Source organism: Blautia sp. DFI.9.10, from assembly GCF_024461705.1.
Taxonomy (GTDB): domain Bacteria; phylum Bacillota; class Clostridia; order Lachnospirales; family Lachnospiraceae; genus Blautia_A; species Blautia_A fusiformis.
In genome coordinates this window covers 1-14,466 of record NZ_JANGAA010000012.1, presented here as the reverse complement: position 1 = coordinate 14,466, position 14,466 = coordinate 1, and the positions used below count along the sequence as shown (strand labels likewise).

13 protein-coding genes are annotated in these 14,466 nt (G+C 47.5%); 2 read left to right on the top strand and 11 right to left on the bottom strand.

What is annotated here, in order from left to right; genetic code table 11:
* Nucleotides 1-68 precede the first annotated feature (68 nt).
* The gene (locus NE671_RS08825; RefSeq protein WP_021653070.1) at nt 69-509 is read left to right on the top strand and encodes a type IV pilin; all 441 of its coding nucleotides are present in this window, start codon (nt 69-71) and stop codon (nt 507-509) included.
* 99 nt (nt 510-608) lie between these two features.
* Here NE671_RS08825 and NE671_RS08820 read toward each other — a convergent pair whose 3' ends face one another.
* From NE671_RS08820 to NE671_RS08780, 9 genes are all read right to left on the bottom strand, one after another.
* Nucleotides 609-1,055 (bottom strand): DUF1934 domain-containing protein, encoded by a 447-nt coding sequence (locus NE671_RS08820; RefSeq protein ID WP_021653071.1) that lies wholly within the window; start codon nt 1,053-1,055, stop codon nt 609-611.
* 32 nt (nt 1,056-1,087) lie between these two features.
* Nucleotides 1,088-1,909 (bottom strand): glutamate racemase, encoded by an 822-nt coding sequence (gene murI, locus NE671_RS08815; protein ID WP_021653072.1) that lies wholly within the window; start codon nt 1,907-1,909, stop codon nt 1,088-1,090.
* A 56-nt stretch (nt 1,910-1,965) separates the two neighbouring features.
* Nucleotides 1,966-2,205: a hypothetical protein gene (locus NE671_RS08810; RefSeq protein ID WP_015525350.1), complete on the bottom strand. Its 240-nt coding sequence runs from the start codon at nt 2,203-2,205 to the stop codon at nt 1,966-1,968.
* A gap of 105 nt (nt 2,206-2,310) precedes the next feature.
* Nucleotides 2,311-3,996: a GerAB/ArcD/ProY family transporter gene (locus NE671_RS08805; protein ID WP_173740330.1), complete on the bottom strand. Its 1,686-nt coding sequence runs from the start codon at nt 3,994-3,996 to the stop codon at nt 2,311-2,313.
* 5 nt (nt 3,997-4,001) lie between these two features.
* On the bottom strand, nt 4,002-5,498 hold the full coding sequence (locus NE671_RS08800; protein ID WP_173740329.1) for a spore germination protein: 1,497 nt from the start codon (nt 5,496-5,498) through the stop codon (nt 4,002-4,004).
* Nucleotides 5,499-5,633: 135 nt separating this feature from the next.
* Nucleotides 5,634-6,335, bottom strand: coding sequence for a GntR family transcriptional regulator (locus tag NE671_RS08795; RefSeq protein ID WP_022427303.1), 702 nt, complete (start codon nt 6,333-6,335; stop codon nt 5,634-5,636).
* The gene (ispE, locus tag NE671_RS08790; RefSeq protein WP_015525345.1) at nt 6,325-7,206 is read right to left on the bottom strand and encodes a 4-(cytidine 5'-diphospho)-2-C-methyl-D-erythritol kinase; all 882 of its coding nucleotides are present in this window, start codon (nt 7,204-7,206) and stop codon (nt 6,325-6,327) included. The genes NE671_RS08795 and ispE overlap by 11 nt, the downstream gene beginning before the upstream one ends.
* Before the next feature lie 90 nt (nt 7,207-7,296).
* Nucleotides 7,297-8,865, bottom strand: a complete 1,569-nt coding sequence (locus NE671_RS08785; RefSeq protein WP_021653079.1) for a DUF3794 and LysM peptidoglycan-binding domain-containing protein — start codon at nt 8,863-8,865, stop codon at nt 7,297-7,299.
* A 3-nt stretch (nt 8,866-8,868) separates the two neighbouring features.
* Complete coding sequence (locus NE671_RS08780) at nt 8,869-9,324, bottom strand: protease complex subunit PrcB family protein (protein WP_114001930.1); 456 nt, start codon at nt 9,322-9,324, stop codon at nt 8,869-8,871.
* Between the two features lie 215 nt (nt 9,325-9,539).
* Here NE671_RS08780 and NE671_RS08775 point away from each other — a divergent pair, with 215 nt between their 5' ends.
* The gene (locus tag NE671_RS08775) at nt 9,540-10,280 is read left to right on the top strand and encodes a lysophospholipid acyltransferase family protein (protein WP_015525341.1); all 741 of its coding nucleotides are present in this window, start codon (nt 9,540-9,542) and stop codon (nt 10,278-10,280) included.
* 55 nt (nt 10,281-10,335) lie between these two features.
* Here NE671_RS08775 and pflA read toward each other — a convergent pair whose 3' ends face one another.
* Together pflA and pflB are read right to left on the bottom strand one after the other, a co-directional pair.
* Entirely contained in the window at nt 10,336-11,085 is a 750-nt protein-coding gene (gene pflA, locus NE671_RS08770; protein WP_173740328.1) for a pyruvate formate-lyase-activating protein, read from the bottom strand.
* Nucleotides 11,086-11,093: 8 nt separating this feature from the next.
* Nucleotides 11,094-13,367 (bottom strand): formate C-acetyltransferase, encoded by a 2,274-nt coding sequence (gene pflB / locus NE671_RS08765; protein WP_114001931.1) that lies wholly within the window; start codon nt 13,365-13,367, stop codon nt 11,094-11,096.
* Nucleotides 13,368-14,466: the final 1,099 nt, after the last annotated feature.

The following is a 14,466-nucleotide window of genomic DNA, read 5'->3' as shown; positions in this document are numbered from 1 at the left end:
AATGCTAAAATGTTGTTTGCGTAATGTAACCGATTGCGAAACAAATATATATACAGGGGGATTCTCAAATGAGTACAGTTACCATCGTTCTTCTGGTCATCCTCGTTATTCTGATCGCAGCAGTGATCGCACTCTATTTCTTCGGAAAAAAAGCTCAGAAAAAACAGGACGAACAGCAGGCTCAGATCCAGGCTAACAAGCAGACAGTTTCCATGCTGGTCATCGATAAAAAACGGATGCCGCTGAAAGATTCCGGACTTCCACAGATGGTCATCGACCAGACACCTAAGCTTATGCGCCGGTCCAAGCTTCCGATCGTAAAAGCCAAAGTCGGTCCGAAGATCAACATCCTTATTGCAGATGAAAAAGTTTTTGATCTGATCCCGGTCAAAAAAGAGATCAAAGCTGAAGTCAGCGGCCTTTACATCGTTGGCGTAAAAGGAATCCGTGGTTCTCTCGAAGCACCACAGAAGAAGAAAAAAGGCTTCCTCGCAAGATTCCGTAAATGATCAGAATCCAAAACAGCCGCCATGCTTTCAGGAATTCCCCTGATGCATGACGGCTGTTCTTATGTAGTGTAATTATATATCTTTTATTTTCTGCAGGATCTATAAAACAAAATCCTTGCAGTCTCTTGGCTGTACCTGGATCGCCAGATAGCAGTCTGCCACATGTTCTTCATTCATATCCAGCGCATAATCTGCTTTGATCTGAAGGTTCTCTTCGCTTTCCGTCAGCTCCAGATTCGTAGCTGAGATTCCCATCTGAAGTGTTCCGTAAGGGGTAGTATAATAGGTCATGTTTTTTTTGCCCTGTTCAAATACCATGTGTACATTGACCAGTCCCTTCTTGCTGACCTCCAGACCCTTTCCGGATACTTTTATGTAATTGATGGTGGGTTCTGCTGTTTCATCCAGCAGTTCCTCATATCTGAGATAATGAGAACCATTGCGGAAATAATACTGTCCCGGAACAATGATCTCTATAGGTTCCTGATCCCCCTGTGCATCCATCATCTGAAGCCCTCTTACATGGATCAAAACTTCTTTCTGCATTCTTTTCTCCTATCATTTATGTACAGATCTGTTTAATATTTTTCGATATCGATCTTCTGTGTTTTTTCTACGTTATACGGCAGGATGGAATTGGCAAAATCCTTAAACTTCTCTGCAAGATCACTTACATAAAAGCGATACGGGAATTCCTCCTGTGCTACCTCATTGCTGGCAAGATCCAGTCTGGAGAGCAGCTTTTTAAGCTCCAGCGCCGTCTCATATGCAGGATTCACAAGGCAGACCTCCTCACCCATGATCTTGCGGATGGTAGATCTTAAAAGAGGATAGTGCGTACATCCGAGGATCAGTGTATCGATCTCCTGCTCCTGCAGCTCCTTCAGATATCTTCTGGCAACTTCCTCGGTGACCGGATCATGATACCAGCCCTCTTCTACCAGCGGAACAAACAGCGGGCACGCTTTTCCGATCACGGTGATCTCCGGATCCAGTTCCTTCAGATAAGAGGCATGGATACCGCTTCCTACCGTGCCCACCGTTCCGATAATGCCCACCCGTTTATTTCTGGTTTCCTGGGCAGCAACTTTGGCACCAGCCTCGATCACTCCAAGGATCGGGATATCCAGTTCATCCTTCACCGCATCCAGAGCAAATGCACTGGCTGTATTACAGGCCACCACAATGGCCTTCACCTTCTGTTCCTGCAGAAAATGAATGATCTGGCGGGAATAACGGATCACCGTTTCTCTGGATTTGCTTCCATAGGGAACTCTGGCTGTGTCTCCGAAATATACGATTTTTTCCGATGGGAGATTGCGCATGATCTCCCGGGCTACTGTTAGTCCTCCGATACCGGAATCAAACACACCCACCGGTGCGTTTCTGTCTATATTCATTGATCTTATCTCCTGAAATAATTAATCGAACGTGATTGGTCCGTTGAAATATTGTATCACCAATCTAGGGCTTGCGCAAGCCAGAAGGATATCTTCACCGGCTTATTTTCCCCGTTGTCCTCTGCTTTTTCAAAGCAGAATTCCGGGTAGATCGTTCCCCACCAGGCATAAAACTGTGGCTGCCGATCACCGGCAGTTCTTCTCTCCCAGGTACTCCCTGCAAGGATCACTGCCGTGAGCAAAAGGAACCCTCCTGCTTTTTTTAATACATGCTTCTTCGTTTTTATATGCTCCATGAGCAAGCCCTCCTGTCAAAAATCTTCTGATGATCTTATCCAGAGATATACTGTACGATTTATCGTACTGATCATCATCTGTATTATTAACAGTCCGGCTCCCATCTATTCATTACTGCCGTAATCCACTTCCAGAAGATCACCTTCCACCCATATCTCCGGAAGCCAGGGCAGCGTTCCATCCTGACAGAACTGATGATATACCTCCCGCAGAGTCACACCCTTCTTCTGCTGCCCGGATGTGCGGTTCTCCTGGATTCCCTGAAGGTATTCCCCTATGGAGCTTTCCCGAGCTCCCTTCCAGTGAAAAACATCTCCCAGCATATCCGTCCGGAACACGTAGACATCCTCTCCGATATGCTCTTCCTGCTTCAGATATCCGATCAGTGCTTCCCGGGATCCCTCTTCCAGGATCTGTTCATCCAGGATCAGCACTTCAAGATGACCCAGATCCAGAAATTTTTCCTGAGACCGGTTGTAAACTGCCTCGATCTCCTGAAAGTCTCGGCCGGAAAGAGTCAGCACAGAAATCGGATCTTCGTCCGGTTTTTCCTGTCCGGTAGCTGTACTCATATCCGGCATTGCATATTTCAGCACAAAGCCATTCTCTGAAACACCGGCCCCCAGTGCCAGCGGATAAGCTCTTTTTTCCGGTTCTACTGCCGCACAGCCTGATCCCGTCAAAGTGATGACCAGGACAAGTCCTGCCACAGTTACTTTTTTCTTCCGTCTTCCCCGGTTTTCCGTACTGAGAAAAAGCTGTATCACAAGCAGAAACGGTACAAAGATGTACCCCAGATACCAGCCATAATACTCCCGGATCCCCATCCCGTTTCTCTCATACAGGGAAAGCAGCCAGCCTGCTGCCGGGATCCAGTACCGACCGGTCCCGAATCCGGTTTTTTCCGCGATCTGATTTCCGTAATGAAACAAACTTCCCAGAGAAAACAAAAGTCCGAATACCAGAAACCCCATCCATATCACATCAAATCTCGCCAGTACGTTTCCCGGAAGATCTGCACCCTCCAAAAGAGGCAGTACCGGACAGATCTCGTTTTTAAGGCGTGCACCTCCAAAGACTGCCGGAAGAAGGAGCTGCATTCCAAAAATGATCCCGCAAACTGTAAGAAAAGCCAGGATCACAGGTTTTCTGGCACTTCCCTGTTTTTTTGCATACTCCAGCCCGAAAGGAAGAAGTCCTGCTCCTGAAAAAGCACACAAAAGTGTATACAGATCACGGAGCCATCGCTCTCCTGTAAATCCTGTTTCCGGATCTTTCATCACTTCCATAAAGTACTCTGTTTTTCCCTGCCCTGCACATAAAAGCATCAGAAGAAGAATCCCTGCCAGAAAAATCCTTCCGGACACCTCAGCGATCCGCCCTCTTCTCTGCATTCCGCGATGCGTTCCCAGACTACAGGCTGCAACTGCAAGAAGAGACAGCCATTTTCCGGAAATCCCGCTGATCAGACTTTCCGGGATCACCTCCCCCAGAAGGCCCGAAAGAAATGCCGAACTTGCGATCACATATACCAAAAAGAACAGGCCAATAAATCGTACAGTAAAACTTCCTGTCCTTTTGGAAAGCTCTCCATATGCAGGTGTCAGACGTATCAGCCAGATCACATAAAAAGAGAGCACTACGGCCGCAGCAGCTGTCCCTGCCATGGCACTGATGCCCAACATCGCTCCATTTTTAAACAGGCACAGCAGAAACGGCGCCGGAAACACCAGTATGATCTGCCGAAAAAGCTGTCTGTGGGAAATCCTGTTATTCTCCGCAAATCTCATAACCTTTATCCTTTCCGGCTCCATGGCCTTGTCCGAAGCCTGCGTTTCTGGGCATTTCTGGCATACAGTGGACGGAATTTCCGCTTCCGGAAGGGCTGTCGCAAAATCCTTCCACCGGTTTCCGCCTCACTGTTCTTCTCTACAAAAGGTACAAGATATGGGACACCGAAGCTTAAAAGTCCTGCCAGATGCGCCATGGTGAGATACAGTCCCAACACGATTCCGAATATACCTAGAAATCCTCCCAGAAACAGAAAAGCGTACTTCAGAAGCCGGAATGCAGAAGCAAATTCCTCATTAGGTATAGCCAGTGATCCCAGTGCTGTCAGTGCCACGATGATCACTACCACCGGGCTGACAAGATTGGCCTCCACCGCAGCCTGTCCGATGATCAGTCCTCCTACGATCCCAATGGCATTTCCAAGAGCTCCCGGGATCCGCACACCAGCCTCCCGTATCAGCTCAAAAGACAGTTCCAGGAACACCAGCTCCACTACACTGGAAAATGGAACGCCATCTCTTGCCTGTGCAAAGGAAAGGATCAGATTCGCCGGAAGGATCTGTGTATGAAACCGGATCACAGCCAGATAAAGTCCGGGGAGCAGCGTTGCCACAGCCATGGCCAGATACCGGAGCACCCGCAGGAAAGATGCCATCTCAAAACGGTTGTACCAGTCTTCACTGCTTTCCATAAAACTGTTGAATGCTCCGGGAACCACCAGTGCCACCGGCGAATTGTCGCAGAGCAGAACTGCTTTTCCATTCAGCAGCTCCTGGGCAGCCCGGTCCGGCCGCTCCGTTGTCTGAAACTGAGGAAAGGGAGAATACCATGCTTCTTCTGTCAGCTGTTCCAGCATCCCGCTGTCCAGGATCCCGTCCACTGCAAAAGATTCCAGGCGCTCTTTCACAGCAGTCAGAAGCTCCTCATGGACCAGATCCTCCACATAAAGAAGCTGTACCACCGTATTGGAGCGTACACCGATGCTGCTCTGTTCCACCTTCAGCCTGGTATCCCGGATCCGCTTTCTCACAAGGGCCGTATTGGTTTTTACACTGTCACAGAACCCCTCCTTGGAGCCTCTGAGGACCTTTTCCGTTTTCACCTCTGATACAGCCAGCCCCGGATATCCTTTACTGGAAATTTTCATTGCTTTGTCGTATCCATCCAGAAAGAAAACTGCATTTCCCGAAAGAATGGCACCAAATACCTCCTCCATGGAAGACAGCTCCTTCACATCTGCAATTCCAAGACTGTTTCGGCGGATAAATTCCCGGATCTTTTCCTCCGGGATCTCCCAGAAATGATTGATCATTTTTCCGATAGCAGAATCATCCAGCATCATGTTTGAAACCGCAACCTCAATATAGACCATCAGACAGTCCGCCTTATGTCCCTCACCAAGGCGCATGGGCCTGATCAGGATATCATCGCAGTTTTCACACCGTTTCCGGATATACGATTCATTTTCATGAAGAGATATCGATATCTTCCTTGTTTCCATAAAGTCACCATCCTTTACAGCAAGTTCCCCCACTGCTTATTGCTTTTCGCAATTGAAACAGGGGACTTACTTGATTCGGTTAAAAAAAGAGATGCCCCAATGACATCTCTCTTAATATTCCCGCATATCCGGTTCTTATTCTTTTTTCTCGGCCTCTTTGGCCTCATTCTCCGCGCGGATAGTACGGATGATCGCTTTTCGTTGATTCTCCAGATGATGGAAAGAAATATCCTGCGCCTTTTGCACATCTCCTTCACGGATGGCTTTTACCAGCTCTTCATGCTCACTAACCAGAAGATTTCTTGTCTGCTCCTCCTTCAGATACTCTACACGATAACGATACATCTGCTCACGGAGATTATTCAGGACCTGATTCAGACGCTTATTATCAGAAGCCTGATATATGATCTCGTGGAAAGCCACATCGGTTTCCGCCAGACGGACCAGATTTCCCTCTGCTTTTGTTTTTTCAAATTCCTTGGCTGCCACCCAGAGCCTTCCCAGCTCATCCTCTGTGATCAGCTTGCACGCTTTTTCTATGGCAACATTTTCGAGGGCGATACGCACCTCCAGAACATCGTTCAGATCCTTTTCTGTGATGCTGGCTACCTGTGCACCTCTGCGTGGGATCATCACTACAAGACCTTCCTGCTCCAGCTTGCGCATAGCCTCACGCACCGGTGTTCTGCTCACGCCAAGACGCTCTGCAAGGGCGATCTCCAGAAGTCTTTCGCCCGGCTTCAGCTCTCCCTTCAGGATTGCCTGCCGCAAGGTGTTAAAAACAACATCCCGAAGCGGCAGATATTCATTCATATCCACAGAAAAATCACTTGTCATTTGTAACTCCTCCATCTCTATTGTAAATATCCGTGGCAAATACAGTCTTTGCAAGCCCGCTCTTTCTGAGGCTTCTGGCTGCCGCGGCCATCTTATCCCTGTTATCAAAGATTCCAAACACAGTAGGACCGCTTCCGCTCATCACGGCTTTCAGCGCACCTTTTTCTTCCATAAGGTTCTTGATATTGCCGATCACAGGATACTGTCGGATGATCCCCGGTTCAAATACATTCTCCATTCTGGATGCCATGGCATACAGATCATTATTTCTGATAGCTCCGATGAGTCCATCGATGTCCGGATGTTTTCCGATCCCTTCCAGATTCAGATTCTCATAGGCTGTTTTTGTGGAAACATTGATTCCCGGTTTTCCTATCAGAACATAACATTTCGGAACTTCCGGAAGTCTGGTCAGCTTCTCTCCGATTCCCTCCGCAAGAGCTGTTCCCCGCATGATACAATACGGAACATCTGCTCCGACCTTTACTGCACGTTCCATCAGCTGTTCTTCAGTAAGCCCTAAATGGAACATCCGGTTCACACCCACAAATGCGGCCGCTGCATCGGAGCTGCCTCCTGCCATGCCTGCTGCCACCGGGATAAATTTACGAAGCTTGATGGAAAGTCCCTCTTCAACATCGAACTCCTCCATCAGCATCTGTGCTGCCTTATATACAAGATTTCTCTGATCTGTAGGAATAAACGGAAGATTGGTCGTCAGTACGATCCCCGGCCGTCTGGTCTTTCTGATATCCAGGATATCATACATACGGATGGTCTGCATGATCATGCGTACCTCATGATAACCGTCCTCTCTCTTTCCCAGAACATCAAGTCCGAGATTGATCTTTGCCATTGCTTTTAAACGCATAAGCCCCTCCATTTGTACTTTGTATACAGTATTTATACATGTATTTTATATGATTTTTACATTCTTTTCAACAGCAAAATATTTCACTTTTTATTTGATCTGACCTTCCACTTTTTTCACAACAAGAAGCGGAGTTCCCGGAGAGGGTTCCTGATTTTCCTTGAGAGCATTGATCGTCCGGATCTCCTGGATAGATGTGTGATATTTCCTTGCGATATCCCACAATTCATCTCCCGGTTTTACCATATAAACCAGGATTCCCGGCATAGCCTGGAGTTTTTTCATATCCAGTGGTTTTTCCTCTACTTTCTCAATGATAAATACCGGCTCTCTGGCAACTGCCAGAAGCTCCAGTCCTACAGTTGCCCGGATCTCGATCTCATTTCCATCTGCCATGGCTGCGGAAAGCTGCTCCAGCTTTGCTTTTAACTGATAACAGCTGTCCTGTCGGATCCCTCTTGCTTCCACCATATGGGAAAACGGTATCATTGCCTCCATGGAATAAAACGGCATATCATCATTTCCAATAATGTACAGGATCTTCAGCATGACCACGCCATCTGCCTGCACACCGTTCTCTACGATCCTGGTCTTATCGATCTTCACTTTTCCCTGACTGTGACACAGCTGGAGGACTTTTCCCTGAGTCTCCTTTACCTGGATCCTGTCACTGATCCTGCATCTGGAAAAATTACGTACCAGAAGCCGTTCCAGTACCTCATTCTTTCCTTCCGGAACACATTCACGAATCGGTGTATACACATCGGTAATGAGATCATATTCCTCTTCCCTGAAAAATTTCATATCCAGCTCCAGCACAACATCCGAAACAAGGATCCGTTCTTCCCCATCGACATCCGGTTTGGCCTCCAGACTCTGATGCATCACCGAAGCTTCAATCAGCGGGATCAGTTCCTCCGTGCAGTCCGGACATTCCACTTCTCCGGAAAAAGGCAGCGAATATTCCAGCCACTGCACCGGGGCTTCTGTATCTTCTGCTCCGTACAGCACAAAAACAGACAGCTCTCCCCTTGCCTTTACCACATTTTCCTCCGGCTTCAGATCCAGTCCCCGTACATCCATAGTATACCAGATCAGGCTGGCGATATCCGGACGATTGGAGGCAATGGTATACTCATCCTTGATCCGGAGTGTATCTTTTTTATGTACGGTAAGTCCAAGAAAACGGACTGTTTTTTTTCTGACGGATACCTCTTCTGCATCCAGCGCCACCGGCAGGCGGATCTGTTCCGTTTCATCCACAGTCGCACAAAAAGTTACCAAAGCTTTGATATTGAGCTTTCTGGAATGTATCAGGCGGATCGTAAGATCTTCAATTTCCCACTTCAGACACATTTTATCCCCGTTTATGATATTCTTCAGGTTCAAGGTTTCCTCAAATGGAAGTTTTGCAGTAAGACTGCTGACGATCCCTCTTTCTTCCCCCACATAAAGGATATCTACCTGCAGATTTCCCGTAAGAATACCTTTCCCGTCAGTAAGACGGACATCATCCATAATGATCCTGCCCTTATTCTGGATCAGTCTTCCTGCATCCGGTTTTGCATCCGGTACATTAAAATCCTCATCAAAAGTGATCTGACTTTTTGCCCTGCTTTTTTCCTTTAATATCTGCATGCTTTCTTTTTTTAATTCCACAGTCTATTCCCCTTTCTCCGACTCTTTTTTCACCGGACTGCTGCTTTCCCGGAACGTTACCGGCTTTTCCTGTTTCCGGGTTTTTATCACAATGCAGGGATAGGACGGAACTCCTGCCTCCTTAAGATCCTCCGGTCCAAGAAGTTTTGTAACAAAAAATATCCCATTCGAGGATTCTCCAAGCTCCTCTACCTGGATGCTGTATCCGCCACTCATCTGCCGCCCGTACCCTTTGGCCAGGTAAAGATCCTCTCCGGTTTCATAACTCAGCTGAAATTCCTTTTCCTTTTTTTCTTCCATAAGCCTGGAAAGCTCCTCCGGGATATCCCGGCGTTCCACAACGGTGTAATCTACCGGTTTTCGTTCTTCTTCCTCCACCCGGACAAATCGACACCCGGAAAGCAGCAGTGCCAGCACGGCAGCTGTCAGCACGATCCGCAGAAATACTGCTTTTTTCATAATATAAGCCACCTGCATGATTCGTTACTGTTCACTCCGTTCTCAGTAACACGCTTTGCGGAAGATCACCAGTAAACAGTAACCATTATTCAGTATTTATTCTATGTGAGCAGGGAAAGATTTATTGCAACTATCGGATTTTCTTCGTATAATATAAAAATACCATCTTACTGCGGAACTCTCCGCAAGTATCTATAACAGAAAGGACAAAAGACATGATTCGATTCATACTTGTCTGTATCGTGGTGATCGCCTATCTGGTGCTGACCATTCCGGTTCTCCTTGTAGAATGGATCATCGGGAAATTTTCTCCCATGACTAAGGATATCAGCTCTCTGCGCATGGTACAGGCCATATTCAAATTCATCCTGTGGATCACAGGCGCCAAAGTCACCGTCATCGGCGAAGAAAACGTTCCAAAGGATCAGGCTGTTCTCTATGTAGCAAACCACCGGAGCTATTTCGACATCCTGCTCACCTACAGCCGCTGTCCGATCCGCACCGGCTATGTTGCCAAGAAGGAAATGGAGCATTATCCGCTGCTCTCCAACTGGATGCGCAATCTCTACTGTCTCTTTCTCGACAGAGAGGATATCAAGCAGGGTCTGAAAACGATCCTTCAGGCCGCAGACTATGTGAAATCCGGCATTTCCGTATGTATCTTCCCGGAAGGAACCAGAAATAAGAATGCTGATGAAACAGAAATGCTACCTTTCCATGACGGTAGCTTCAAGATCGCAGCCAGAGCCAAAAGCCCGATCATTCCTATTGCGATCAGCAACTCTGCCAATATCTGGGAGGCCAATTTCCCGAAGATGACACCTACACACGTAGTGATCGAATATGGCAAGCCTATCATTCCTTCAGAGCTTGACCGGGATACTCAGCGCCGCTTAGGTTCCTATACACAGGATATCATCAAAGAAATGCTGATCAAAAACAAAGAACTGGTGTGAACATCAAAAAAACCATATCTATGTCTGTTTTTCGACATAAGATATGGTTTTTTTATTACTGTGTACCTGCTCCCAGGATTTTTTCCGCATTTTCGATGCGTTCTTTCGTTGGCGGATTGATTCCCTTCAGCGGATAATCAATATGCAGATTTTCCCATTTAAAGGTTCCGAGTGTGTGATATGGAAGAACCTCCACTCTCTCAACTGTCTTCAGTGTTGCAATAAAGTCAGCCAGCCGGTGGAGATAGTCATCCCGGTCATTGCGTTCTGGAACCAGTACGTGACGGATCCACATGGATACGCCCATATCGGAAAGCTTCCGGGACATGGCAAGGATATTTTTATTGGTACATCCTGTGAGGATCTTATGCTGTTCCTCATCAATGTGCTTGATATCCAGCATGACAAGATCTGTGTACTTCATCAGCTCTTCCCATTTTTCATACCACGGACCCTCTTCTGTGTAAGGGTTGCCGCTGGTATCAAGTGTTGTGTGGATCCCAAGTTTTTTTGCTTTTCTGAACAGCTCAGTGAGGAAATCGATCTGTAACAGTGGCTCGCCTCCACTCACAGTAATACCGCCCTTACTTCCCCAGTAAGAGCGGTATCGACAGGCTTTTTCAAGCAGCTCATCTGCTGTGTACTCCGTCCCTGTTTTCATTTGCCAGGTGTCCGGATTGTGGCAGAACTGACAGCGCATGGCGCAGCCGCTCAAAAAGATCACATACCGGACTCCTGGTCCGTCAACAGAGCCGAAGCTCTCCAGTGAGTGGACGTAGCCAGTGATTTTTTTCTGGTCGTCCATATTTTTTATTACATCCTTTCGTGGCAGGTTCTTGCGATAACGTCAAGCTGCTGCTCTCTTGTAAGGTCGATGAACTTAACAGCGTATCCGGAAACACGGATCGTGAAGTTTGCATACTCCTCTTTTTCCGGATGCTCCATAGCATCGATAAGTTTCTCTTTACCGAATACGTTTACATTGAGGTGATGTGCACCACGATCAAAGTATCCGTCAAGTACATTTACAAGATTCTCTGTACGCTCTTCCTCAGAATGGCCAAGTGCATCCGGGTTGATCGTCTGAGTATTGGAGATTCCGTCAAGGGCATCCTCATAGTCAAGCTTTGCAACAGAGTTCAGGGAAGCAAGAAGTCCGTTCTGCTCTGCGCCGTAAGACGGGTTTGCTCCCGGTGCCAGAGGCTCGCCGGCTTTTCTTCCGTCCGGAAGAGATCCTGTAGCTTTACCATAAACAACGTTGGATGTGATGGTAAGGATGGATGTGGTTGGCTTGGAATCACGATAGGTATGGATGTGTTTCAGTTTCTCAAGGAATGTGGAAAGCAGAGTTGTTGCGATCTCGTCTGCTCTGTCATCATCGTTACCATAACGTGGGAAGTCACCCTCAACCTGGAAGTCTGTTGTGATTCCGTCCTCGTCACGGATTGCTTTTACTTTTGCATATTTGATAGCGGAAAGGGAATCTACTACGTGTGAGAATCCGGCGATACCTGTTGCGAAGGAACGGTCAACCTTTGTATCGATAAGTGCCATCTCAGCTGCCTCATAGTAGTATTTATCATGCATGTAGTGGATCATGTTCAGTGTTCCAACATACAGATGTGCAAGCCAGTCCATCATCTGATCATATTTTGCGATTACCTCATCATAGTCAAGGTACTCGGAAGTGATCGGCTGATACTGCGGTCCTACCTGCTGTTTTGTTTTCTCATCAACACCACCGTTGATCGCGTAAAGAAGGCATTTTGCAAGGTTTGCACGAGCACCGAAGAACTGCATCTCTTTACCTGTCTCTGTAGCAGATACACAGCAGCAGATGCTGTAGTCATCGCCCCATACCGGACGCATAACATCATCGTTCTCATACTGGATGGAACTTGTTGTAACAGAGATGTCTGCTGCATATTTCTTGAAGTTCTCAGGCAGTCTTGAAGAGTAGAGAACTGTAAGGTTCGGCTCCGGAGCCGGTCCCATATCCTCAAGTGTATGAAGGAAACGATAGTCGTTCTTTGTTACCATGGAACGTCCGTCCTGTCCCATACCTGCTACTTCCAGAGTTGCCCATACCGGGTCACCGGAGAAGAGCTGGTTGTAAGACGGGATACGAGCGAATTTAACCATACGGAATTTCATTACGATATGGTCAACAAGCTCCTGTGCCTCTTTCTCTGTAAGAGTTCCGTTCTCAAGGTCTCTCTCAATATAGATATCAAGGAATGTGGAGATACGTCCAACACTCATTGCAGCTCCGTTCTGAGTTTTGATTGCTGCAAGATATCCAAAGTACAGCCACTGGAATGCTTCCTTTGCATTCTTAGCCGGCTGGGAAATATCAAAGCCATAGATCTGAGCCATTTCTTTCATCTTCTTCAGAGCACGGATCTGATCTGCGATCTCCTCACGAAGCTGGAAGTCATAACGTCTCATACCCTGACGGTCGCATGCTGCGAAATCTCTCTCCTTGCATGCGATCAGATGATCGATTCCGTAAAGAGCTACTCGTCTGTAATCACCTACGATACGTCCACGTCCGTAAGTATCCGGAAGTCCTGTAAGGATCTTGTTGTGACGTGCTCTCTTCATCTCCGGTGTGTAGATATCGAATACACCCTGGTTGTGTGTTTTGAACTCATAGTTGTTGAAAACATCTTTGATCTTGTCGCTTACATGGTATCCGTAAGTCTCACATGCCTGCTCTGCCATTTTGATTCCGCCGTATGGCATGAAAGCACGTTTCAGAGGTTTGTCTGTCTGAAGACCTACAACCTGCTCCAGGTCTTTGAGTTCCTCATCGATATATCCAGGACCGTATGCTGTAATTCCTGTTACTACCTCTGTCTCCATATCAAGAACGCCGCCTTTAGCACGCTCTTCTTTCTGAAGCTCCTGAAGCTTGCCCCAGAGTTTATCTGTTGCCTCTGTTGGTGCTTCCAGGAAGGAAGCATCTCCATCATATGGTGTATAGTTCATACTGATGAAATTACGAACATCGATCTTCTCTTTCCAACGATCACCCTTAAAACCATTCCACTGTTCAAAATCAACTTTTGCCAATTTGTTACACATCCTTTCCTGTTGTCTCAATATTTCGTTCACTGTCCGCGCAGTTAGCAATATATAACATTTCTCATGACGACCATAAGATAACAGATTCCGAATTTAAAGTCAACAGCTTGGAAGTATGTTCTTTATAATATACATGTAATTGTATTATTGATAAAAATAATGAGAAAATTGTACCAGATATTGTACAATGTCGGGCGTCTGACGGACGCTCCTGGGCGGAGAGCCTGTGTCTTCTGACGGATAGTTTCTTTCCAGGGGGGGGGACACTTTGGGCAGTGGAGCTCTTTCCCTTTCGGAGGGACACTTTGGCGTGGGCAGGTTTGCGAGGGGGAAAGGCGCTCGGAGTTACGAAGCCCGCTTTTCCCCCTCGCGCTCCCCCTTTCCGGGCACGTCGCTGTTCTACGCTGTGGTATGGGGTAGTGTATTGGTAAATGCCTGTATGCTGCTGTATTGGTAGCGTCAGGCTGAGCCGATTTTTTTGTTCCGCCGGACGGAAGGCGGTCTGCGCAGCAGACCTGTTCCTGGTGGTTGTTGTATTGCTGGCGCTAATCTGCTCCTGCCTGTTGTTCTATTGCTGGCGCTAATCTGCTCCTGCCTGTTGTATTGCTGGTGCTAATCTGCTCCTGCCTATTGTATTGCTGGTGCTGACCTGCTCCTGCCTGTCGCTGTATTGACGGCGCTCACTTGCTCCCGTCTGTCGCATCACTGGCATAGACCTACTTCTGCCTGTTGCTGTATTGCCGGCGCTCACTTGCTCACGTCTGTTGTCGCATCACTGGCATAGACCTACTTCTGTCTGTTGTTGTATTGCCGACGCTCACCCGCTTCCGTCTGTTGTCGCATCACTGGCATAAACCCGCTCCCGTTAACAACAGGGAACAGGCCCGCTGCGCGGGCCGCTTTCCCGTCCGACGAAATAAAAATCGGCTCAGCCTGACACTGCCAATACAGCAGCATACAGGACTAAGCCGATAAATTAACACACTCCAAGGCGTAGCACAGCGGCGTGCCCGGAGGGGTGGGGTGTGGGGAGGGGAAACGGGCCAATGCCATTTAGTTAGAACATAGTATTCCAAAAGATTGCAATGTATGGTAAAAA

What these genes read in the sequence shown, in the direction of transcription:
- pflB (WP_114001931.1), bottom strand. Translation starts at nt 13,367, where the DNA reads ATGTGTAACAAATTGGCAAAAGTTGATTTTGAACAGTGGAATGGTTTT.
- NE671_RS08795 (WP_022427303.1), bottom strand. Translation starts at nt 6,335, where the DNA reads ATGACAAGTGATTTTTCTGTGGATATGAATGAATATCTGCCGCTTCGG.
- pflA (WP_173740328.1), bottom strand. Translation starts at nt 11,085, where the DNA reads ATGGACGACCAGAAAAAAATCACTGGCTACGTCCACTCACTGGAGAGC.
- murI (WP_021653072.1), bottom strand. Translation starts at nt 1,909, where the DNA reads ATGAATATAGACAGAAACGCACCGGTGGGTGTGTTTGATTCCGGTATC.
- NE671_RS08805 (WP_173740330.1), bottom strand. Translation starts at nt 3,996, where the DNA reads ATGAGATTTGCGGAGAATAACAGGATTTCCCACAGACAGCTTTTTCGG.
- NE671_RS08825 (WP_021653070.1), top strand. Translation starts at nt 69, where the DNA reads ATGAGTACAGTTACCATCGTTCTTCTGGTCATCCTCGTTATTCTGATC.
- NE671_RS08775 (WP_015525341.1), top strand. Translation starts at nt 9,540, where the DNA reads ATGATTCGATTCATACTTGTCTGTATCGTGGTGATCGCCTATCTGGTG.
- NE671_RS08810 (WP_015525350.1), bottom strand. Translation starts at nt 2,205, where the DNA reads ATGGAGCATATAAAAACGAAGAAGCATGTATTAAAAAAAGCAGGAGGG.
- NE671_RS08780 (WP_114001930.1), bottom strand. Translation starts at nt 9,324, where the DNA reads ATGAAAAAAGCAGTATTTCTGCGGATCGTGCTGACAGCTGCCGTGCTG.
- NE671_RS08800 (WP_173740329.1), bottom strand. Translation starts at nt 5,498, where the DNA reads ATGGAAACAAGGAAGATATCGATATCTCTTCATGAAAATGAATCGTAT.
- ispE (WP_015525345.1), bottom strand. Translation starts at nt 7,206, where the DNA reads ATGCGTTTAAAAGCAATGGCAAAGATCAATCTCGGACTTGATGTTCTG.
- NE671_RS08820 (WP_021653071.1), bottom strand. Translation starts at nt 1,055, where the DNA reads ATGCAGAAAGAAGTTTTGATCCATGTAAGAGGGCTTCAGATGATGGAT.